Annotated in this window: 19 protein-coding genes; 9 read left to right on the forward strand and 10 right to left on the reverse strand. The window is 61.9% G+C overall.

Going from position 1 to position 19,416, the window contains the following annotated elements; genetic code table 11:
- Positions 1-38: 38 nt before the first annotated feature.
- Both C5748_RS00455 and C5748_RS00460 read left to right on the forward strand, forming a co-directional pair.
- Positions 39-668 (forward strand): F0F1 ATP synthase subunit B, encoded by a 630-nt coding sequence (locus tag C5748_RS00455; protein WP_105739974.1) that lies wholly within the window; start codon positions 39-41, stop codon positions 666-668.
- Between the two features lie 11 nt (positions 669-679).
- Positions 680-1,159, forward strand: coding sequence for a F0F1 ATP synthase subunit B (locus C5748_RS00460; RefSeq protein ID WP_105739975.1), 480 nt, complete (start codon positions 680-682; stop codon positions 1,157-1,159).
- Between the two features lie 233 nt (positions 1,160-1,392).
- Here the strand turns inward: C5748_RS00460 and C5748_RS00465 are convergent, their stop codons facing one another.
- Positions 1,393-2,058, reverse strand: coding sequence for a ribonuclease HII (locus C5748_RS00465; protein WP_105739976.1), 666 nt, complete (start codon positions 2,056-2,058; stop codon positions 1,393-1,395).
- Positions 2,059-2,272: 214 nt separating this feature from the next.
- Positions 2,273-3,427: a PA0069 family radical SAM protein gene (locus tag C5748_RS00470; RefSeq protein WP_105739977.1), complete on the reverse strand. Its 1,155-nt coding sequence runs from the start codon at positions 3,425-3,427 to the stop codon at positions 2,273-2,275.
- A 154-nt stretch (positions 3,428-3,581) separates the two neighbouring features.
- On the opposite strand from C5748_RS00470, the gene C5748_RS00475 reads away from it, so the two are divergent.
- The gene (locus tag C5748_RS00475; RefSeq protein ID WP_105739978.1) at positions 3,582-4,088 is read left to right on the forward strand and encodes a glycosyltransferase; all 507 of its coding nucleotides are present in this window, start codon (positions 3,582-3,584) and stop codon (positions 4,086-4,088) included.
- Positions 4,089-4,327: 239 nt separating this feature from the next.
- Here the strand turns inward: C5748_RS00475 and moaB are convergent, their stop codons facing one another.
- From moaB to C5748_RS00510, 7 genes are all read right to left on the reverse strand, one after another.
- Entirely contained in the window at positions 4,328-4,870 is a 543-nt protein-coding gene (gene moaB, locus C5748_RS00485; protein WP_105739979.1) for a molybdenum cofactor biosynthesis protein B, read from the reverse strand.
- Between the two features lie 5 nt (positions 4,871-4,875).
- Positions 4,876-5,802 (reverse strand): 4-(cytidine 5'-diphospho)-2-C-methyl-D-erythritol kinase, encoded by a 927-nt coding sequence (locus C5748_RS00490; protein ID WP_105740271.1) that lies wholly within the window; start codon positions 5,800-5,802, stop codon positions 4,876-4,878.
- A gap of 30 nt (positions 5,803-5,832) precedes the next feature.
- Positions 5,833-6,018 carry a hypothetical protein gene (locus tag C5748_RS00495; protein WP_105739980.1) on the reverse strand — a complete coding sequence of 62 codons (186 nt, stop codon included), beginning with the start codon at positions 6,016-6,018 and terminating at the stop codon, positions 5,833-5,835.
- Between the two features lie 78 nt (positions 6,019-6,096).
- Entirely contained in the window at positions 6,097-6,966 is an 870-nt protein-coding gene (locus C5748_RS28740; protein ID WP_245428698.1) for a S49 family peptidase, read from the reverse strand.
- Positions 6,967-7,128: 162 nt separating this feature from the next.
- A complete protein-coding gene (gene nhaA, locus C5748_RS28745) occupies positions 7,129-8,331 on the reverse strand; it encodes a Na+/H+ antiporter NhaA (protein WP_245428700.1) in 1,203 nt (400 codons plus the stop codon).
- Between the two features lie 73 nt (positions 8,332-8,404).
- Complete coding sequence (locus C5748_RS00505) at positions 8,405-9,205, reverse strand: tRNA1(Val) (adenine(37)-N6)-methyltransferase (RefSeq protein ID WP_105739981.1); 801 nt, start codon at positions 9,203-9,205, stop codon at positions 8,405-8,407.
- 1 nt (position 9,206) lies between these two features.
- A complete protein-coding gene (locus tag C5748_RS00510) occupies positions 9,207-9,434 on the reverse strand; it encodes a putative signal transducing protein (protein ID WP_105739982.1) in 228 nt (75 codons plus the stop codon).
- 255 nt (positions 9,435-9,689) lie between these two features.
- On the opposite strand from C5748_RS00510, the gene C5748_RS00515 reads away from it, so the two are divergent.
- The 4 genes from C5748_RS00515 to glyS all read left to right on the forward strand — a co-directional run bounded on the left by C5748_RS00515 (position 9,690) and on the right by glyS (position 16,109).
- Positions 9,690-10,706, forward strand: coding sequence for a polyprenyl synthetase family protein (locus tag C5748_RS00515; RefSeq protein WP_105740272.1), 1,017 nt, complete (start codon positions 9,690-9,692; stop codon positions 10,704-10,706).
- A 159-nt stretch (positions 10,707-10,865) separates the two neighbouring features.
- A complete protein-coding gene (locus tag C5748_RS00520; RefSeq protein ID WP_105739983.1) occupies positions 10,866-12,626 on the forward strand; it encodes a tetratricopeptide repeat protein in 1,761 nt (586 codons plus the stop codon).
- Positions 12,627-12,918: 292 nt separating this feature from the next.
- Positions 12,919-13,854, forward strand: a complete 936-nt coding sequence (locus C5748_RS00525; RefSeq protein WP_105739984.1) for a glycine--tRNA ligase subunit alpha — start codon at positions 12,919-12,921, stop codon at positions 13,852-13,854.
- Positions 13,854-16,109: a glycine--tRNA ligase subunit beta gene (gene glyS / locus C5748_RS00530; protein ID WP_105739985.1), complete on the forward strand. Its 2,256-nt coding sequence runs from the start codon at positions 13,854-13,856 to the stop codon at positions 16,107-16,109. Before C5748_RS00525 ends, glyS begins: the two co-directional genes overlap by 1 nt.
- Positions 16,110-16,331: 222 nt before the next feature.
- On the opposite strand, the gene C5748_RS00535 is transcribed toward glyS, so the two are convergent.
- Positions 16,332-16,697, reverse strand: a complete 366-nt coding sequence (locus C5748_RS00535) for a hypothetical protein (protein ID WP_146119455.1) — start codon at positions 16,695-16,697, stop codon at positions 16,332-16,334.
- Between the two features lie 149 nt (positions 16,698-16,846).
- On the opposite strand from C5748_RS00535, the gene C5748_RS00540 reads away from it, so the two are divergent.
- On the forward strand, positions 16,847-17,818 hold the full coding sequence (locus tag C5748_RS00540) for an L-threonylcarbamoyladenylate synthase (protein WP_105739987.1): 972 nt from the start codon (positions 16,847-16,849) through the stop codon (positions 17,816-17,818).
- A gap of 10 nt (positions 17,819-17,828) precedes the next feature.
- Positions 17,829-19,259, forward strand: coding sequence for an FAD-binding oxidoreductase (locus tag C5748_RS00545; RefSeq protein ID WP_105739988.1), 1,431 nt, complete (start codon positions 17,829-17,831; stop codon positions 19,257-19,259).
- Positions 19,260-19,416: the final 157 nt, after the last annotated feature.

A 19,416-nucleotide genomic window follows, 5' to 3' on the forward strand; every position in this document is an offset into this window, starting at 1 on the left:
GGATCATGCCGTAGGTGCCTGAGTAAAGGGGATGATGGATGTTCGTGTCCGCGGCGTTTGCCCAAAGCGAAACCGATTCTCAACCGGCTGAAGCACCGGCGGTTGATCATGGTGCCCCTGCCGGGGGCGCCGAAGCCGTGCACACCGAAACCGGAGTGCCGCACGAGGCCGGTCACACCGGCGTCTTTCCACCGTTCGATTCCACCCATTATGCGTCGCAGCTTCTGTGGCTGGCGATAACCTTCGGGCTCTTCTATCTCTTCCTGTCGCGCGTGGTTCTGCCGCGCATCGGCAGCGTGATCGAGACCCGCCGCGATCGTATCGAGCAGGATCTTGAACAGGCCACCCGCATGAAGCAGGATGCCGACAGCGCCATAGCGGCCTATGAACAGGATCTGGCCGAGGCCCGCATCAAGGCCGGCGGTATCGCACAGGAGGCCCGTGACGCCGCCAAGACCAAGGCGGAGAGCGAGCGCGCCACCGTCGAGGCGGCACTTGAAGCCAAGCTCTCCGAAGCCGAAGCCCGGATCGCCGCGATCAAGGCGAAGGCGATGAACGATGTCGGAACCATCGCCGAGGATACGGCAACCGAGATCGTCGGCAAGCTCATCGGCGGAAGCGTTGACAAGGCTTCCGTATCAGCCGCAATCAAAGCCGTTCGCGGCTGAAGGAGGACGACATGGACGCTTCATTCTGGGCACTCGTCGCTCTTATCATTTTCGCTGGCATCATCGTCTATATGAAGGTGCCGAAGGTGCTCGCCCGTTCGCTCGACGAGCGCGCCGACCGCATCAGGAACGAGCTCGATGAGGCCCGCCGTCTGCGCGAGGAAGCCCAGCAGCTTCTGGCCGAATACCAGCGCAAGCGCAAGGAAGCCGAGAAGGAAGCCGGCGAGATCCTGACCGCAGCGCAGCGCGAGGCCCGTGCGCTTCTTGAGGAAGCCAAGCAGAAGACGGAAGACTATGTCACCCGCCGCAACAAGCTGGCCGAGCAGAAGATCGCGCAGGCCGAGTCGGAGGCGATCAACGAGGTCCGCTCTTCGGCCGTCGACATGGCCGTCTCCGCGGCGGGACGCCTCATCGCCGACAAGCTCGACACGAAGGCCGTGGGCGAATTGTTCAAGCAGTCCGTCGGCGAAGTGAAGACACGGCTCAACTGAGCCGGCGCTTTTTCATCGATTCGAAATTGAATCCGAACGCCGCCGCAAGGCGGCGTTTTTCGTTTGGTGCGTGGGTGCTTGCTTCCCATCTGGCGCCCCAGCGAGCCTGCGAATCCAGCAAGACAAATAAGATGGGCGCGTTTCATCTCACCCCCCTCTGGCCGCCCTTCGACAAGCTCAGGAGGCCAGAGGGGGGTGAGATGAAACGCGCCCACCCCAAAGCAATCCACCTCTCACTCCGCGGGAAAACGCCCCTTGATCGGTGCGAAGGTGTAGCGGTGCAGGCCGCGCAGGGGGCCGTGGGCCTCAATGGCCGAGCGATGCCGCACCGTGGCGTACCCCGCATGCGCCTCGAGGCCGTAGGCGGGGTGATGGGCGCCCGCCCGCTGCATCATGCGGTCGCGGGTGACCTTGGCGACGATGGAGGCGGCGGCGATCGAGATCGAGCGCTGGTCGCCCTTGACGAGGGCGCTGCCCTCGCACCGCAATCCCCAGGGCACATCGCAGCCGTCGATCAGCGCATGAGACGGCGCCAATGTCAGCCCGGCTGCCGCGCGGCGCATGGCTTCGAGCGCCGCCTTGCGGATATCCGACCGGTCGATGGCCGGCGCACAGAGGCTCGCCACCGAAACCGCCAGGGCCTGCGAGAGAATGATCTCGAAGAGCGTCTCGCGCATGGAAGCGGTCAGCTTCTTGGAATCATCGAGACCTTCGGGAAGCCGTTCCGCATCCAGGATCACCGCCGCCGCCACCACCGGTCCGGCCAGCGGGCCACGGCCTGCTTCGTCGATGCCTGCGATAGGGCGGACGCCTCTCTTGAGCAGCCGCAACTCGCTGGAAAAATCCGGCTTGAGCGGCATGTCGAAAAGGAGCGGAGAATCGGTAAGCGCGCGTGTCATTGTGCGGCGACGATCGCATTGCTTCCGGTTCTCCGCAAGACCTCCTGCCGGGGGACGGGGGCAGGCAGGTCACCGTCGGGCAAGGGGCTCGGTTGCCCGACGGAAGCTTGTCATCTTGCCGGAACCCCGCATGGGGCCCGATAATTCCATAATGCCCAGATAATCCGACTATGCCCAGATTATGCATGTGGCGTCTAAAAGTTCCGGACACACATCAAAAAAGTGAAAGTTGTGTCCCGTTTTTTGCCGGCGGCTCGAAAAGGTCTGCCCTGAGCCGCCGTCTTTGCGTGTTCAGTCCAAGCTTCTTGGCGGCGATTTCGAAGCGCCGGCCGATCTGCCAGGCATAGGGGCCTTCGCCGCGCATGCGCTTGCCCCATTCAGCGTCGTAATCCTTGCCGCCGCGCATGGAGCGCACCAGCGACATGACATGGCGGTAGCGGTCCGGATAATGCCGCAAGAGCCATTCCTTGAAGATCGGAGCGACCTCCAGCGGCAGGCGCAAGATGACATAGCCCGCTTCGAGCGCCCCCATCGCATGGGCCGAATCGAGTATCCGCTCGATCTCGTGATCATTGATGCCGGGAATGACCGGTCCCATCATCACCGAGGCCGGAATACCCGCATCGGCAAGCGCGCGGATCGCCTGCAGTCGCCGCGTCGGCGTCGACGCGCGTGGTTCCATCGTTCTGGCCAGCCTGGCATCGAGCGTCGTCACCGAGAGCGCCACCTTGGCCAGCCCCTTCTCCGCCATCCGGGCGAGAATGTCCTGATCGCGCAACACCATCGCGGATTTGGTGACGATGCCGACGGGATGGTTGGCCGCCTCCAGCACTTCGAGGATCTCGCGCATGATGCGCCATTTCTTCTCGATCGGCTGATAGGGGTCGGTATTGGTGCCGATGGCGATGGTCTTCGCCACATAGCCGGGCTTTGCCAGTTCCTTCTCCAGGAGACGGGGAGCGTCCGGCTTGGCGAACAGCTTCGATTCGAAATCGAGCCCCGCCGAGAGCCCCATATAGCTGTGCGTCGGACGGGCGAAGCAATAGATGCAGCCGTGCTCGCAGCCGCGATAGGGGTTGATCGACCGGTCGAAATTGATATCGGGTGAATCATTGCGCGTGATGATCGTGCGCGGCTTCTCGATCTGCACGTCCGTCTTGAACGGCGCGAGCTCCTCGATCGTGCTCCAGCCATCGTCGAAGACGTGCCGGGACAACGGCTCGAAGCGCCCGGAAGGATTGATGCCGGCGCCGCGCCCACGCCGCCGCTCATGATCGATGCGCAGGCCCGCTTCCCCGATCAGCGCATTTGCATGCTCCGTCCGGCCCTCTCCGAAAGCTGCTTTGTCAGCATATTGAATGACATCCATCGCTTCCTCCTTCCGGAAAATATTCCGAGGTAATCAGCATCGCCGTTCACCGTTTGATGAATCTATTCCTATTTGCGAAATGAGAACAAAGCAAGAACTTTTTTGGATGTGAGCGAAATATGGCATTTTATGCTGCGATGCGATAAGCAAAGCTATGGTATCCGTGATCATCGAAACCAAGAATGCCGAAGAAGCCCTGGCCCGCACGCTTGCGAGCCTGGTCGGCGCCGCCGTCGAGGGACTGGTGCGCGATGTCATCATCGTCGATCATGGATCGGACGATCATACGGACAGGGTGGCCGATGCTGCCGGCTGCACATTCCTGGAAAACCAGCCGCTTCTCGATGCCGTCAGGCGGGCGCGTGGAGAATGGCTGCTGTTTCTGGAGCCGGGCGCGCGCCTGCTCGACGGTTGGTCGGAGGCCGCGCGCAATCATATCGAAGCCTTGCCGGGCCCGGCGCGCTTCACGCGTTCCAAGATCAACAGGCCGCGTTTCCTGGCGCGGGTCTTCGGCACCAACGCGCCGCTGAGCGATGGTCTCCTGATGTCGAAGCGTCAGGCTATGGCGCTCCTGAAACCTGGCTATGGGGCGGAAGATCTGGCGCGGGGCATTGCCGCGCGGCGACTGAAAGGGGAGATCGTCCCTGCCAGTCGGGCGTGAGGCAGGATTGGAGCGGTTCCTGTTTTAATGGAATCGCGAGGCGCCCCCCTCTGCCCTGCCGGGCATCTCCCCCGCAGGTGGGGAGATTACGCCTTCATGAAAGTTCGGGGCCAATCGCCAACGTTGCAGAATGAACGCCAAGAGCCGTGTCAGCCAATCTCCCCCCTTGCGGGGGAGATGTCCGGCAGGACAGAGGGGGGCGCTGTCCCGCCAGCGTTTTCTATATGAAACGAAATGCTCTAGAATTTGCCGCGCTTCAGGTGCTCGTCCAGCCGCGGCATGATCTCGATGAAATTGCAGGGCATGTGGCGGTAGTCGAGCTGGAATTCCAGAATATTGTCCCATGCATCGCGGCATGCGCCGGGTGAACCGGGCAGCACGAAGACGAAGGTTGCGTTGACGACGCCGCCGGTCGCCCGCGACTGGATCGTCGAGGTGCCGATCTTGTCGTAGGAGATGCGGTGGAAGACTTCCGAAAAGCCGTCCATGCGCTTCTCGAAGATCGGTTCGAGCGCTTCCGGCGTCACGTCGCGCCCGGTAAAGCCGGTGCCGCCGGTGGTGATGATGACATCGATATTCGGATCGCGCGACCAGAACAGAACCTTCTCGCGGATTTTCTCCTGGTCGTCTGGAACGATATCGCGGGCGGCAAGATGATGGCCAGCCTTGCCGACCCGCTCGACGAGCGTGTCGCCGGATTTGTCGTCGGCCGGCGTGCGCGTGTCGGAAACCGTCAATACCGCGATGCCCACGGGCACGAAGGGGCGTGTTTCGCTTGCCATTCCAGTCATGACTCCGATGTTGACCGTGTTTCGGTCGCCACCACGAACCATTGCGGATGACGCGCCCTGAGGAACGCCGCCGCCCGTGCCGCCGCAGCATTATCGCCAAAGACCGCAAAGCAGGTCGCCCCCGATCCCGACATCTGTGTGAAACGCGCGCCCGTTTGGACAAAAAGGTCGAGAAGGCCGGCCAGCCCGGGGGCAAGCGTCAGCGACGCGGCATAAAGATCGTTGCGCGTGCCCTGGAGATAGGCGCAGACCTCCTCGATGACTGAAAACGCCGGCGGGGAGGGGAGCGGCGGATGGTCCCGGCGCAAGAGCGCCTGGAAAACCTGCGGCGTCGAGAGCCCGGTGCCGTCATTGGCCAGCACGATCGGCAGCGATGGAAAGCGCGAGACGGGATCGAGCGCTTCACCGATGCCGCGCGCAACAAGCGGCAGCCCCGTTTGCTGGCCATGCAGGCACATCGGCAGATCCGCGCCGAGCGAAAGCCCGATTTCGCAAAGCGCCGGCATGTCGAGATCGAGCGCCCATAGCCTGTTGAGCGCGATGAGTGCTGCGGCCGCATCGCTCGATCCGCCGCCGATGCCCGATGCGATCGGCAGCTTCTTCTCCAATCTGATGTCGACCGGTCGGGCTCGTGATGGAAACCGCGTCCGCAGCGCATCGCGCGCCCGCATGACGAGGTTCGCTCCGTCCGCCGGTACGGCATAGGCGAACGGCCCCGTTACCGCGAAATGGTCCTGCCGTGCGGGGGAAACGTCGATCTGGTCGCCGAACGCTGCGAAGGCCACCAGGCTTTCAAGCAGATGATAGCCGTCATCGCGCCGGCCCGTGACATGCAAAGCCAGATTGATCTTGGCGGGCGCAAGGAGCGAGATGGTTTCACGCGCCGAGAGCCGGGGAAGGAGCGGGGAAATATGCCTGTTCATGCGATAGGCCAAGTGTCGGGCGGCACAGGATCAATCCTTGCGCACGTGGTATTCGCCTGTCTTCGGATCCTGCACCAGAGTGCCCTGAGCCCGGGTCTGGGCTTCCTTTTCGGCCTGGCGGATGCGCTGCGAAACCCGTGCGGCCTCACGTTTGAACGAACGGTAGCCATACCAGGCGACCAGGCCGATCAGGATTAAAAAGATGAGCTGCGGCATTGCCTCAAATCCTCAAACCTTGCCTTTCATCATATGCGTCGGGCATCATATGCATCGGGCATGACAATATAGCCTTTTTTAAAGGCCGTAGCGCGACCATAGGGCTTTTTCCTCCATCGCCGACAAAAGGCCCTCCGTTGCGCCCGCCGCAGCTTGCGCCAAAGGATCGGCTTTGTGAAGACCGACGGAAGGCGTGCGCCATCCGAGCAGCCCGCGCGGCGCCTGGATCAGCTTCAGCCTGGTCTTCGGCCCGTATTCCCGGCGCAGATGCGAACGCATGTCGCCCAGCCCGTCGACGAGGCCGAGCGATTGCCCCTTCACGCCGCTCCAGAACAGCCCGGTGAAGAGGTCCGGATCATCGCAGAGCTTCGCCCCGCGCCGCTCCTTGACGAGATCGATGAAGGTCTCGTGCACTTCGAGCTGCAGCGTCTTGAGATGTTCGATATCGCTCTTCTTTTCCGGCTGGAACGGATCGAGCGCCACCTTGTTCCTGCCCGCCGTATAGACGCGGCGCTCCACGCCGATCTTCTTGATGAGATCCTGAAACCCGAAGGAGGCGGAGACGACGCCGATCGAGCCGACGATCGAGGAGGGATCGGCAATGATCTCGTCCCCGGCGACAGCGATCATGTAGCCGCCCGAAGCCGCGACATCCTCGATGAAGACATAGACCTTCTTGTTCTTTTCCTCGGCCAGGTCGCGGATGCGCCGGAAAATCAGCCGCGACTGCACCGGTGAACCGCCAGGCGAGTTGATGGAAAGCGCCACCGCCGGCGCCTCCTTGTCGGAAAAAGCCTTGTCGAGCACGGCGGCTGTGGTGGCGAGCGAAAGCGTCGGGCGGAACTGGCTGCCGCCTGCCATGATCGCGCCATGCAGGCGCACCACGGGTATTTCGACACGCTCCGGTCGAAAACGGCGCGGCAGGATACGTGAAAGGAAACGGGCCACTCGCAACTCCAGGTATTATTTTCAGAGCGCCGCTTGGATACCAAGGACGCTCCATCGCTTTGTTCATCTATACTGACGGCAAGACGCTGCAATCAGCTTTTCGCATGTAAGTGCGAAAAGCAAAAGCACAATGCCCCGGCATTTATAGCAGGCGATTTCCGCCTAATCGGCCAGGGCTTCTTCCTGCTCGTGTTGGCGCTCTCCGCTGAACCGCAGGATCAGCCAGCCGCAAATGGCCGACAGGAACGATCCGACCAGAACGCCGATTTTCGTTTCGTCCTGCATGTGCTCGGACGGAAACGACAGGAGGCCGATGAACAGGCTCATGGTGAAGCCGATGCCGCAAAGCAGCGACACACCATAGAGCTGGGTCCAGCTCGCGCCCATCGGCTTGGCGCTCAGGCGCAGCTTGATGGCAAGCCACGCAGCGCCGAAGACGCCGATCTGCTTGCCGACGAACAGACCAAGCGCGATGCCGAGCGTCAAAGTGTCGGTGAGGACCGAGGCGTCGAGCCCGGAAAACGACATGCCGGCATTGGCGAAGCCGAAGATCGGGACGATGAGAAACGAGACCCAGTTGGAAAGCGCGTGCTCCAGCTTGTGCAATGGCGAGGTCATGTCGTCGGGCCGGCCCGGTGCGGGGCGCAGCGGAATGGTCATCGCCAGAACGACGCCGGCGACCGTCGCATGCACGCCGGAGCGAAGCACGAGGAACCACAAGATGACGCCGACGATCAGATAGGGCGTGAGCTTCATCACGCCCATGCGGTTGAGCGCGATCAGCACCAGCGTTGCGGCGACGGCGCCGCCCAGATAAAGCATCGCGATGTCGGACGTATAGAAGACCGCGATGATCGCCACCGCCGCCAGATCGTCCAGGATGGCAAGCGTCGCCAGAAAGACTTTGAGGCTTGTGGGGACGCGCGACCCGAGAAGCGAGATGACGCCGAGCGCGAAGGCGATATCGGTCGCCGACGGGATCGCCCAGCCGCGGATCGTCTCAGGGTTGGATATATTCAGATACGCGAAGATCAGCGCCGGAACCGCGACACCGCCCGCTGCCGCGATGCCCGGCAGTATGCGGTTCGACCAACTGGCAAGCTGGCCGTCCAGGAATTCACGTTTGATCTCCAGCCCGACCAACAGGAAGAAGATGACCATCAGCGCGTCATTGATCCAATGCAGCACGCTAAGGCCGCCTATTTCGACGTGAAGCACATGGAAATAGGTTTCGGCGAGCGGCGAGTTGGCAATGATCAGCGCCAGCGCGGCGGCGAACATCAGCACGATGCCGCCGGCTGCTTCGCTGTCCAGGAAGCGGCGCATAACTGACTGGGGGCGGAGCAGGCTGGGGACTTCGTTCATAAGTTTATCGTTCCAATTCGGGAAACTATGGACTTTACATTCAGGTATGCCGCTTCTCGCAAAAATCCACCGCTTATAAAAGCCCTTTTCGGCCATTGTTGATGGCAATGGCGCGCGCGGTGAAGGCGTTGCCGGTCTCGCCATGCAGCACCAGAGCCGGGGCAAGCGTCATTTTGGCGCGGCTGCCGAGCACGCCGCGCACCACGATTCGGATCGCCGCCTCATCCGGTCGCGGCTGGACGGGAACCAGCGTCAACCCGCCGAAGCGGCGGGATATGGCGGCAAGAAGTTCACCGATCGAGACGGGCCGCGCGATCACGGCGATGCCGCCGCCGGGCTTGACGACGGCCGCCGCCGTCCTGACCCATCGTTCGAACATGTCCTTCTCCATGACATGCGCCTCCGCCTTCAGCGCATCGGGGGTGCGGCGATCTGCCTCCGCGTTGAAGGGCGGGTTCAAAATAGCGAAATCGAACGCATTGTCGCAAAGCCCTGCCGCCGCGCGTGCCCGCCCGGCAAGCGTCACATCGGCCTCGATGAGCGCCGCGCGCCGCGCAATATCCGCGTTCAGCGGATGCGCAAGCGTTTTGCGGGCAAAATCGGCCATGAAGGTCGAGCGTTCCACAAGCGTCACATGCGCGGCCGGGCATCGTGCCGCAACGGCGAGACCGGCGGCGCCGGCGCCGGCGCCGAGATCGACAACCGCCCCGGAAAAGCCGTCAGGCACGGCGCTCGCCAGGACCATGGCGTCGACGCCCGCCCGATGCCCTTTCAGCGCCGGCTGCACCAGATGGAAGGCGCCCCGATGAAATGCATCGAGCGTTTCCTGCGTGTCATCAGGTGAAGGGCCGTTTTGGGAGGGGAGGGCGTTCATATCAGACTTGCGGCCGCAACTCATGTTCGATGCCGGCGTCGGTGAGAATCTGGCGGGCACGCTTTTCCTTCGCCGCATCCACCATCAGGCGGCGCGGCAGGATACCGAGCGAACCCTCGATGATGCTCATATTGGCATCGGCGACGAAATATCCGATACCGGCCTCCGCCAGAAGGGCTTCGGCAAAGGAAATCAGAACGGGGTCGTTGGTTCGCATCAGTTCGATCATGCGCCTAGAATGCAGTTTGCGCGGCTATTGACAACTGTGCCATGGCAGGATTGTGAACGGACCGTGTTCGTTGGCCGTCATTTGTGGACAATTTGCGGCTTGAGCATGAAGGCCGGCTTCAATAATGTGGGGCCATATAAGGCGCATGATCGGCGTTCGGATGTGAACCGTCCGAACGCCGATCATGCGCGAATTCAAAGGGATGGAACGTCATCGGGTGTCCGGGCGGGCGCCGCGTTCCAAGGAGTGACGGCATTGGGTGTAGTTCTCAGCCTCGACGAGAAGAAAAAACACGAAGGATCGATCCAGCCGCTGGTCGATCTGACGAAGGCCGATATGGGCCGCGTCAACGAGCTGATCCTGTCGAAAGCGGGGTCGGACGTCGAGATGATACCGGAGGTGGCGAACCATCTGATCTCATCGGGCGGCAAGCGCCTGCGCCCGATGCTGACCCTGGCGAGCGCGCGCATGTGCGGCTATACAGGCGACGGCCACGTCAAGCTCGCCACATCGGTCGAGTTCATGCATACGGCGACCCTGCTTCACGACGACGTGGTCGATGAAAGCGATCTGCGGCGGGGAAAAAGCACCGCGCGCATGATCTGGGGTAACCAGGCAAGCGTGCTCGTCGGCGATTTTCTCCTCGGCCAGGCCTTCAAGATGATGGTCGATGTCGGATCGCTCGAAGCGCTCGACGTGCTGGCGACCTCCGCGTCCATCATCGCCGAGGGCGAGGTGATGCAGCTTGCCGCCGCAAAGAACATGGAGACGACGGAAGACGAATATCTGGCCGTCATCAAGGCCAAGACGGCGGCGCTTTTCTCGGCTGCCGCCGAAGTCGGGCCGATCATCGCCGCAGCACCCCGCGCCGACCGTGTGGCGCTGCGCTCCTATGGCCTCAATCTCGGCCTTGCCTTCCAGCTTGTCGACGACGCGCTCGACTATGGCGGCAGTGCGCGCGATCTCGGCAAGAATGTCGGCGATGATTTCCGCGAGGGCAAGATCACCATGCCGCTGCTGCTGAGCTACCGCAGGGGAACGCCGGAAGAGCGCGCCTTCTGGAAAAAATCGATCGAGGACGGCGCAAACGATGATTCGTCTCTCGAAAAGGCAATCGGTCTGATGACGCGCTATGGTTCGGTCGCCGATACGGTGCAGCGTGCCCGCCATTTTGGCGAAATCGCCCGCGATGCGCTGGCCCCCTTGCGGCAGACGCCGGAAAAGGATGCGCTCATCGACGTGATCGACTTCTGCGTCAGCCGGGTGAACTGATCCGGGCCTGAATCGAAGGCGATTTCCTTAGCCGGAGCCGCTTTTCTTGCGCCTTGTTCGTAAAAAGGCCATGCTTGCAGTGCCTGTTTGCTTTGGCGAACTGCCCGATGCCGGCAAAGCCGAATGATGCAAAATCGAATGATGGAAAAGGAATAGGGAATGCGGCGCAGCCCGATCTACGGTTCTCTCTACGGATTGCTTCTTGCGGCACTGGCCGGTGTGGCGCTGCCGGCGCCCGCGGCGCTGGCCAGGACCAACGATGCGCTTGTGCCGATCCGCACGGGATCGTTTGCGGGCGCCTATCTCGCCGGGCGTGTCGCCGAAGGCGATAATGATCTCAACGCTGCGGTCGCCTATTACCGTCAGGCGCTGGCGTTCGATCCCGCAAATCAGCCGATGAAGCAGAATCTGCTCATCGCGCTTCTGACCGACGGCAAGTTCAAAGACGCGCTCCCGCTGGCCGAAGAGCTGAAGAACGTGCCGGAAATCGAGCGCTTCTCGCGTGTGACGCTCGCCATCGACGCCATTTCCAGGAAACAGTACCGCAAGGCCGGGCCGCTTCTGATGCTTTCGCTGCAATCGGACATGGACCGCCTGTCGAGCGGACTGATGTCCGCCTGGGCGATCTTCGGCGAGGGAAAGCCGAAGGATGCGCTCGACGCTCTCGATAAGCTCCAGGGCCCGGAGTGGTATAATCTGTTCAAGACCTACAATGCCGCGCTCATCGCCGATGCATCGGGCGACAAGCAAGCCGCGCGTGACTTCTACCAGCAGGCGATCGATGATCGCTCCGGCGGCGGCGCTGCGCCGGATACCTACGAGCGGATCGTCGAGGCATATTCCTCTTTCATGACGCGAAACGGCGACAGACAAGGCGCGATCGATCTGCTTGACAAGTCGACCGAGCTTCTGTCGGGCAGGCTTGCATTGCGCGAGTTGCGTGCCAAGCTCGATAGCGGCGGCAAGCTGAAGCCGCTGGTCGCCACGCCGCAGCAGGGTGCTGCCGAAGTGCTTTACACGCTCGGCACGGCGATCAATCGCGGCGGCGCGGAAGCTTTTGCCAAGCTCTATCTGCAGATGTCGTTGCCGCTGCGCCCGGACAATGACGCCACGCTGTTCCAGCTCGGCGATATCGCCGCCAAGCTGCAGCAGCCGGAAAAGGCCATCGAATATTACAGCCGCGTGCCGAAGAATTCGGTCTACCGGCGCGATGCGGAAATGCAGCTCGGCCTCAATCTGGCGGAAACCGACAAGACCGACGATGCGATCAAGCACCTGAAAGCCCTGCTCGATCAGGACAAGACCGATATCCGCTCCTACCTCGCGCTGGGCGGCGTCTACGCCCAGAAGAAGGATTTCCGCAATGCGGCCGACACCTATGACGCCGCCGTCAAGACCATCGGCACACCGACGCGCGACGACTGGGCCGTATTCTACCAGCGCGGCATCGCCTATGAGCGCCTGAAGGAATGGGACAAGGCGGAGCCGAGCTTCCGCGAGGCGCTCGCGCTTTATCCGGAACAGCCGCAGGTGTTGAACTATCTCGGCTATTCCTGGGTGGATATGAACACCAATCTGGACGAGGCGCTAAACATGATCCGCAAGGCGGTCGAACTGCGCCCACAGGACGGCTATATCGTCGATTCACTCGGCTGGGCTTATTATCGCCTCGGCCGCTATGACGAGGCCGTGACCGAGCTCGAAAAGGCGGTGAAGCTGCGCCCCGAGGATGCGACGATCAACGACCATCTCGGTGATGCCTACTGGCGCGCCGGACGCAAGCTCGAAGCGACTTTCCAGTGGAACCATGCGGTCGCCGCGAAACCCGAGCCGGAAGAACTGGCGAAGATCGAGGAAAAGCTTAAGAACGGGCTTTCGGCTGATGCGGGCAAGGCAGCGGAGGCAGCCAAGGGCGGGTGAATTTCAGACAGGTGGTGTGCGGCGTTTCACCCCCCTCTGCTCCGTCGGGGCTTCCTTCACCCTCGTGGTTCGAGGCTCGCTCCGCTCGCACCTCACCATGAGGGTGAAGGGTCGGCAACGCTGCAGTAGCCCTCATCCTGAGGTGTGAGCGAAGCGAGCCTCGAAGGGACGAGGGCGCTTGGCGGATGCCACCCATATCCGCAACCCTTGACCCTGCAACCCCGACAAACTAGGACGTGGCATCCTGATTTTCCCACGAGGCCCGCCCGTGTCGTCCACATTGCCCGACCATATGCATCCGACCCGCTCTTTTCAGGGGTTGATCCTGACGCTCCATAATTATTGGGCGGAGCAGGGCTGCGTCATTCTTCAGCCCTATGACATGGAAGTCGGCGCCGGCACCTTCCACCCGGCGACGACGCTGCGCTCGCTCGGGCCGAAGCCCTGGAAGGCGGCTTATGTCCAGCCATCGCGCCGCCCGAAGGATGGCCGCTATGGCGAAAACCCCAACCGGCTGCAGCATTATTACCAGTATCAGGTGATCATGAAGCCGTCGCCGCCGAACCTGCAGGAGCTTTATCTGGGCTCGCTGAAAGCCATCGGCCTCGATCCGCTGCTGCATGATATCCGTTTCGTCGAGGACGATTGGGAAAGCCCGACGCTCGGCGCATGGGGGCTTGGCTGGGAATGCTGGTGCGACGGCATGGAAGTCTCGCAGTTCACTTACTTTCAGCAGGTCTGCGGCATCGAATGTTCGCCGGTATCGGGCGAGCTGACCTATGGTCTCGAACGCCTCGCCATGTATGTGCAGGGCGTCGACAATGTCTATGATCTGAACTTCAACGGGCTGGAAGGCGACGAAAAGGTCACCTATGGCGATGTCTTCCTGCAGGCCGAGCAGGAATATTCCAGGCACAATTTCGAACATGCCAATACGGACGTGCTGCTGCGCCATTTCGAAGATGCGGAACGCGAATGCGAGGCGCTGTTGCGGGCAGGCGCGCCGGTGGCAGGTGCGAATTCATCGCTGCACAAGATGGTGCTTCCCGCCTATGACCAGTGCATCAAGGCATCCCACGCCTTCAACCTGCTCGATGCCCGTGGCGTCATCTCCGTCACCGAGCGCCAGAGCTACATCCTGCGTGTCCGCAACCTTGCCCGCCAATGCGGCGAGGCTTTCCTGCTGACCGATGCGGGCGGCTTCAACTATAAGAACGAGGCTGCCTGATGCCCGATTTGTTGCTCGAACTTCGCAGTGAAGAAATTCCTGCTCGTATGCAGAGAAAAGCGGCGGCTGACCTCAAGAAGCTTGTCACCGACGGTCTTGTCGAGGCGGGGCTGACCTATGACGCCGCGCGCGAATACTGGACGCCGCGCCGGCTGACGCTCGACATTCGCGGCCTCACCATCCGCTCGAAGGATGCGCATGAGGAGATCAAGGGGCCATCGACCAAGGCGCCGGAACAGGCGGTGCAGGGCTTCTTGCGCAAGGCAGGCTACACCGACATTTCGCAGGCACATGTCCATAGCGACCCGAAGAAGGGCGATTTCTATGTCGCCCATATCGTCAAGCCGGGCCGCGCCGCCGAAGAAATCATCGCCGAGCTGATGCCGCAGGTGATCCGCGATTTCCCATGGCCGAAATCCATGCGCTGGGGCAAGGCTTCGGCCAAATCAGGCGCATTGCGCTGGGTGCGCCCGCTGCAATCCATCCTCTGCACCTTCGGTCCCGAAACCGAGGAGCCGGTGGTCGTCGATTTCACGGTCGGCGGCATCCGTTCGGGCAATATCACCTACGGCCACCGCTTCATGAGCAATGGCGAGCCGATCATTGTGCGCCGCTTCGATGACTATATCGCCAAGCTGGAAAAGGCCAAGGTCGTGCTCGATGCGGATCGCCGCAAGGAGATGATCCTTGACGACGCACGCAACCTCGCCTTCGCCTCCGGCCTCGAACTGGTCGAGGATGAGGGGCTTCTGGAGGAGGTTTGCGGTCTCGTCGAATGGCCGGTGGTGCTGATGGGCAGTTTCGAGGAAGAATTCCTCGCCATCCCGCCCGAAGTGATCCGCCTGACCATCCGCGCCAACCAGAAATGCTTCGTCACCCGCAAGCAGGGCGAGAGCGTGGAGCTTTCCAACCGCTTCATCCTCATCTCCAATATCGAGGCGAAGGATGGCGGCAAGGAAATCGCCTATGGCAACGGCAAGGTCGTCCGCGCCCGCTTGTCCGACGCGCTCTATTTCTGGAAGACCGACCAGGCCGATCTGCCTGATCTGGAAAAGCTTCAGGCGTCTGCGAAGAAATTCGGCCTCGACCTGAAAAAGCCCCTCGACCAGCGCATGGCGCGTCTGGATGCGCTTGGCGTCACCTTCCATGCCAAGCTCGGCACGCAAGGCGACCGTGTCGAGCGCATCATGCATTTGGCTGGGAATATTCTGAATGTGCTTCAAGGAAATGAGACTAATAAAGAGCATGTTCCGGTTGGTAGAAAGTCACGGAGTTGGTCGTCGCTGGTCGAGCGGGCTGCCGTTCTCGCAAAAGCGGACCTGACGACCGAAGTGGTTGGCGAATTCCCCGAGTTGCAGGGCAGCATGGGGCGTAAATATGCGTTGCTGCAGGGAGAAGACGAAGCCGTCGCGGCTGCAATCGAAGAACACTACAAACCACAGGGCCCATCCGATGCCGTGCCGCGCGATCTAGTATCGATCGCCGTAGCGCTCGCCGACAAGCTTGATACACTCGTGGGCTTCTGGTTGATTGACGAAAAACCAACAGGCTCGAAAGACCCTTATGCGCTACGCCGTGCAGCACTGGGTGTGATCCGGCTGGTGTTGGAGAATGATCTTCGCCTTGATCTTCTCACGATTTTGAAAATCGCCAGCGAACTTTATCCGCCCGAGCGGGTCTGCCCAAAGGACAAAGACCTGCAAGCGTGGGTTCTGTTCACTCGGTTTGAAATAGTTAAAGATCTCCTCGCCTTCTTTCACGACCGCCTCAAAGTCTACCTCAAGGACGAAGGCGCGCGCTATGACGCCATCGACGCCGTGCTGACACCGGACGCCGACAACCTGCTCCTCGTCGCCCGCCGTGTCGAAGCATTGATCTATTTCATCAACACCGAGGACGGCCAGAACCTTCTCGCCGGCACCAAGCGCGCCGCCAATATCCTCGCTGCCGAGGAAAAGAAGGGAACGCGGGTGGCGGGTAGCGTCGAGCCCTCGCTTTTCAACAATGACGAGGAAAGGGCGCTTTTCGCCGCGATTGTTCAGGCCGAGAAGGATGCGGGCGAGGCGGTTGAGAGCGAGAATTTCTCCGGCGCCATGCTGTCGCTCGCCCAATTGCGCGGGCCGGTCGATGCGTTCTTTGAAAAAGTGCTGGTGAATGACGAGGATGAGAAGATCAGGGCCAACCGCCTTGCGCTTCTGGCTCGTATTCGCGAGGCGACGGGCAAGGTTGCGGATTTTTCGAAGATTGCTGGGTGAGTTTGGCCAAAGGGGCGCTTTTCGATCTCACCCCCCTCTGGCTTGCCAGCCATCTCCCCCACAAGGGGGGAGATTCCGCTTTCATGAACGTCCGGCACCAAACGCAGACGTTGCAGGTATGGAAAGCAGATAGTCGTGTCAGCCAATCTCCCCCCTTGTGGGGGAGATGCCCGGCAGGGCAGAGGGGGGTGAAGTGCCCCGCTGACCTAACCGGCCCTTGACCTACTCCAGCCCCACCCGCAGCTGCACATCGCCCAGCGCCTTATCCGTCAGCGCGCCGACCGGCATTGCATCCACATTCGCCCGTGCCGCGACTGCCGTGCCCAGCTCCTGTCCCTGCATGCGCGCCATGTAGGCCCGCGCTCGCTTGCGCCGCTCTTCCATGGCGTTGAGCTTCGCCGCTTCCGCCGCCTTCTCCGCCTCGCAGATTTTGCAGATCGGATTGCCGGCGGCGTCAGTGCCGTCATAGCCGACATAGTCGATCGAGCGGACGTGCTCGGGCGCAACAGGCGTTTCAATGGAGCCCGCATGGGCGGATACCATCAATGCCGGCGACAGCATCAGGATCGCGATAAATCGAGATAACATTATTCACCCCCCGCATAATGAAGTGCAAAATCCCTAGCACCCGGATCCTTGCGATCCCGTCTCGCCAATCATTCGAATTTTAACGACCCCGCGATCCGCTTGCGCCGCCCAATGCCCTTGTGTAGGCAGTCTGCGACAGGAGAACGGATTTGGTGAGCATTGGGATAGATGGCGAGGCGGTCGCCCGCGCGGCCAGGCTTTTGGGCGAGGGCGGCTTGGTCGCGATCCCCACGGAGACGGTCTACGGGCTTGCCGCCGATGCGACCAATGGCCAAGCTGTGGCGCGGATTTTTGAGGCCAAGGGCCGCCCGCGCTTCAATCCGCTGATCTGTCATGTCTCCAGCGTCGCGATGGCCGAGCGCTTCGTTGATATCGATCCGCTGTCGCGCCGCCTGATCGACGCTTTCTGGCCGGGGCCGCTGACGCTGGTTTTGCCATTGAAGGAGAACGCGCCGGTCCATCCGCTCGTCACGGCGGGGCTTTCGACGCTGGCGCTGCGCATGCCGCGCGGTGTGGCGGCGGAGGTGATCGCCATGCTCGACCGGCCCTTGGCCGCGCCCAGCGCTAACACATCCGGCAGGATCAGCGCGACGACGGCGCAAGCCGTCGCCGATGATCTGGGCAGCAAAGTCGATCTGATCCTCGATGGCGGCCCGTGCCCGGTCGGGCTTGAATCCACCATCGTCAAGGTGGACGGCGAAATCATATCCCTGCTGCGTCCCGGCGGGCTGGCGGCCGAAGAGATCGAGGCGCTGACGGGGTTGACGCTCAAGCGCAGCGACCAGCGCGCCGCGATCGAAGCGCCCGGCATGCTCGCCTCGCATTATGCGCCGCGCGCGGCCATGCGGCTCGATGTGCGCGAACTCAACCCCGGCGAGGCGCTGCTTGCCTTCGGGCCGTCGCGGGCCAAAGGTGCGGAAAATGCCTCCCATCATCTCAATTTGAGCGAAAAGAGCGATCTTCGCGAGGCGGCGGCAAATCTTTTCGATTATATGAAGAGGCTCGATGCGACAGGTGCTGCCATCATCGCGGTCGAGCCGATCCCGCATGAAGGCTTGGGCGAGGCGATCAACGACCGGCTCAGCCGCGCCGCCGCCCCACGAGGCCAGACAATTAGATAAGGTGACGGAAATGACGATACAGCCGACAAATCCCGATAAGGCCATTCTCGACCGCTTTGCCGCCATTGTCGGCGAAAAGAATGCCTTGCGCGCCGCCGATGATATCGCGCCCTATCTGATCGAGCAGCGCGACCTCTATCATGGCCGCACTTCCATGGTCCTGCGCCCCGGCTCGACTGAGGAAGTCTCGCAAATCCTCAAGCTCGCCACCGAAACCGGCACGCCGATCGTGCCGCAGGGCGGCAACACAGGTCTCGTCGGCGCGCAGCAGCCCGACGAAAGCGGCCGCGCCATCATCCTGTCGCTCTCGCGCATGAACCGCATCCGCTCCATCGATATCGCGGGCAATCTGGCGACGGTGGAGGCCGGCGTGGTGCTCAAGAATTTGCAGGATGCGGCGGCGGAGGCGGGCCGGCTCTTTCCGCTGTCGCTCGGCGCGGAAGGTTCCTGCCAGATCGGCGGCAATCTCTCGTCCAATGCCGGCGGCACGGCGGTTCTCGCCTATGGCAATATGCGTGAGCTTTGCCTCGGACTGGAGGTGGTGCTGCCGACCGGCGAAATCCTCGACGATCTGCGCCGCGTCAAGAAGGACAATACCGGCTATGATTTGAAGGACCTGTTCATCGGCGCGGAGGGCACGCTCGGCGTCATCACGGCGGCGGTGCTGAAGCTCTATCCGCAGCCCAAGGGCAAGGGCGTCGCCTATGCGGGCCTCAAGAGCCCCGCCGATGCATTAAAGCTCCTGAGTCTGGCCACCGAACATGCCGGTCCGGCGCTCACCGGCTTCGAGTTGATGCCGCGCATCGGCGTCGAGTTCACGGCGCGCCATGTCGAGGGCGCACGCGATCCGCTGGAAAGCCCGCATGCATGGTATGCGCTGATCGACATCTCATCGTCGCGCTCCTCGGACGATGCCCGCGCCATCCTTGAGACGATCCTGACCGAGGCCTATGAGGCCGATCTGGTGCAGGACGCCGCGATTGCGACAAGTGTCGCTCAGGAGCAGATGTTCTGGAAGATGCGCGAGGAGATGTCCTGGGCGCAGAAGCCGGAGGGCGGCTCGATCAAGCACGATATTTCGGTGCCGGTCGCCACCATTCCCGCTTTCATCGAGGAAGCGGGCAGGGCGGTTCTCGAAATGATCCCCGGCGCACGCATCGTCTGCTTCGGCCATATGGGCGACGGCAACCTGCATTATAACATCTCGCAGCCCGTGGGCGCGGACAAACAGGCCTTCCTCGCCCGCTGGGGCGAGGTCAATCATCGGGTCCATACCATTGTGGCAAGCCATAATGGGTCGATTTCCGCCGAGCACGGCATCGGCCAGTTGAAGCGCGAGGAACTGGTGCATTTCAAGAGCCCGGTGGCGCTCGCCCTGATGAAGAAGATAAAGGCGGCGTTCGATCCCGCCGGCATCATGAATCCGGGCAAGACGATTTAGGCTTCGTGAGATTCACGCGAAAGGATATCCCCTCTCTTGCGATTTCTAACACTTAGCCTCCGCTTTGCTCCAGCTAAGATGTTGAAATCGCTTTCTCTCCCGCAGGGGGAGAGATAATGCTGCCGCACCATTCGCGCAAATCGTCGGCGATTGAAAT

It is taken from the genome of Phyllobacterium phragmitis (genome assembly GCF_002980495.1).
Classification (GTDB): domain Bacteria; phylum Pseudomonadota; class Alphaproteobacteria; order Rhizobiales; family Rhizobiaceae; genus Paramesorhizobium; species Paramesorhizobium phragmitis.

What these genes read in the sequence shown, in the direction of transcription:
- C5748_RS00470 (WP_105739977.1), bottom strand. Translation starts at nt 3,427, where the DNA reads ATGGATGTCATTCAATATGCTGACAAAGCAGCTTTCGGAGAGGGCCGG.
- C5748_RS00525 (WP_105739984.1), top strand. Translation starts at nt 12,919, where the DNA reads ATGCATCCGACCCGCTCTTTTCAGGGGTTGATCCTGACGCTCCATAAT.
- moaB (WP_105739979.1), bottom strand. Translation starts at nt 4,870, where the DNA reads ATGGCAAGCGAAACACGCCCCTTCGTGCCCGTGGGCATCGCGGTATTG.
- glyS (WP_105739985.1), top strand. Translation starts at nt 13,854, where the DNA reads ATGCCCGATTTGTTGCTCGAACTTCGCAGTGAAGAAATTCCTGCTCGT.
- C5748_RS00545 (WP_105739988.1), top strand. Translation starts at nt 17,829, where the DNA reads ATGACGATACAGCCGACAAATCCCGATAAGGCCATTCTCGACCGCTTT.
- C5748_RS00455 (WP_105739974.1), top strand. Translation starts at nt 39, where the DNA reads ATGTTCGTGTCCGCGGCGTTTGCCCAAAGCGAAACCGATTCTCAACCG.
- C5748_RS00505 (WP_105739981.1), bottom strand. Translation starts at nt 9,205, where the DNA reads ATGAACGCCCTCCCCTCCCAAAACGGCCCTTCACCTGATGACACGCAG.
- C5748_RS00465 (WP_105739976.1), bottom strand. Translation starts at nt 2,058, where the DNA reads ATGACACGCGCGCTTACCGATTCTCCGCTCCTTTTCGACATGCCGCTC.
- C5748_RS00475 (WP_105739978.1), top strand. Translation starts at nt 3,582, where the DNA reads ATGGTATCCGTGATCATCGAAACCAAGAATGCCGAAGAAGCCCTGGCC.
- nhaA (WP_245428700.1), bottom strand. Translation starts at nt 8,331, where the DNA reads ATGAACGAAGTCCCCAGCCTGCTCCGCCCCCAGTCAGTTATGCGCCGC.
- C5748_RS00490 (WP_105740271.1), bottom strand. Translation starts at nt 5,802, where the DNA reads ATGAACAGGCATATTTCCCCGCTCCTTCCCCGGCTCTCGGCGCGTGAA.
- C5748_RS00520 (WP_105739983.1), top strand. Translation starts at nt 10,866, where the DNA reads ATGCGGCGCAGCCCGATCTACGGTTCTCTCTACGGATTGCTTCTTGCG.
- C5748_RS00535 (WP_146119455.1), bottom strand. Translation starts at nt 16,697, where the DNA reads ATGTTATCTCGATTTATCGCGATCCTGATGCTGTCGCCGGCATTGATG.
- C5748_RS00495 (WP_105739980.1), bottom strand. Translation starts at nt 6,018, where the DNA reads ATGCCGCAGCTCATCTTTTTAATCCTGATCGGCCTGGTCGCCTGGTAT.
- C5748_RS00460 (WP_105739975.1), top strand. Translation starts at nt 680, where the DNA reads ATGGACGCTTCATTCTGGGCACTCGTCGCTCTTATCATTTTCGCTGGC.
- C5748_RS00510 (WP_105739982.1), bottom strand. Translation starts at nt 9,434, where the DNA reads ATGATCGAACTGATGCGAACCAACGACCCCGTTCTGATTTCCTTTGCC.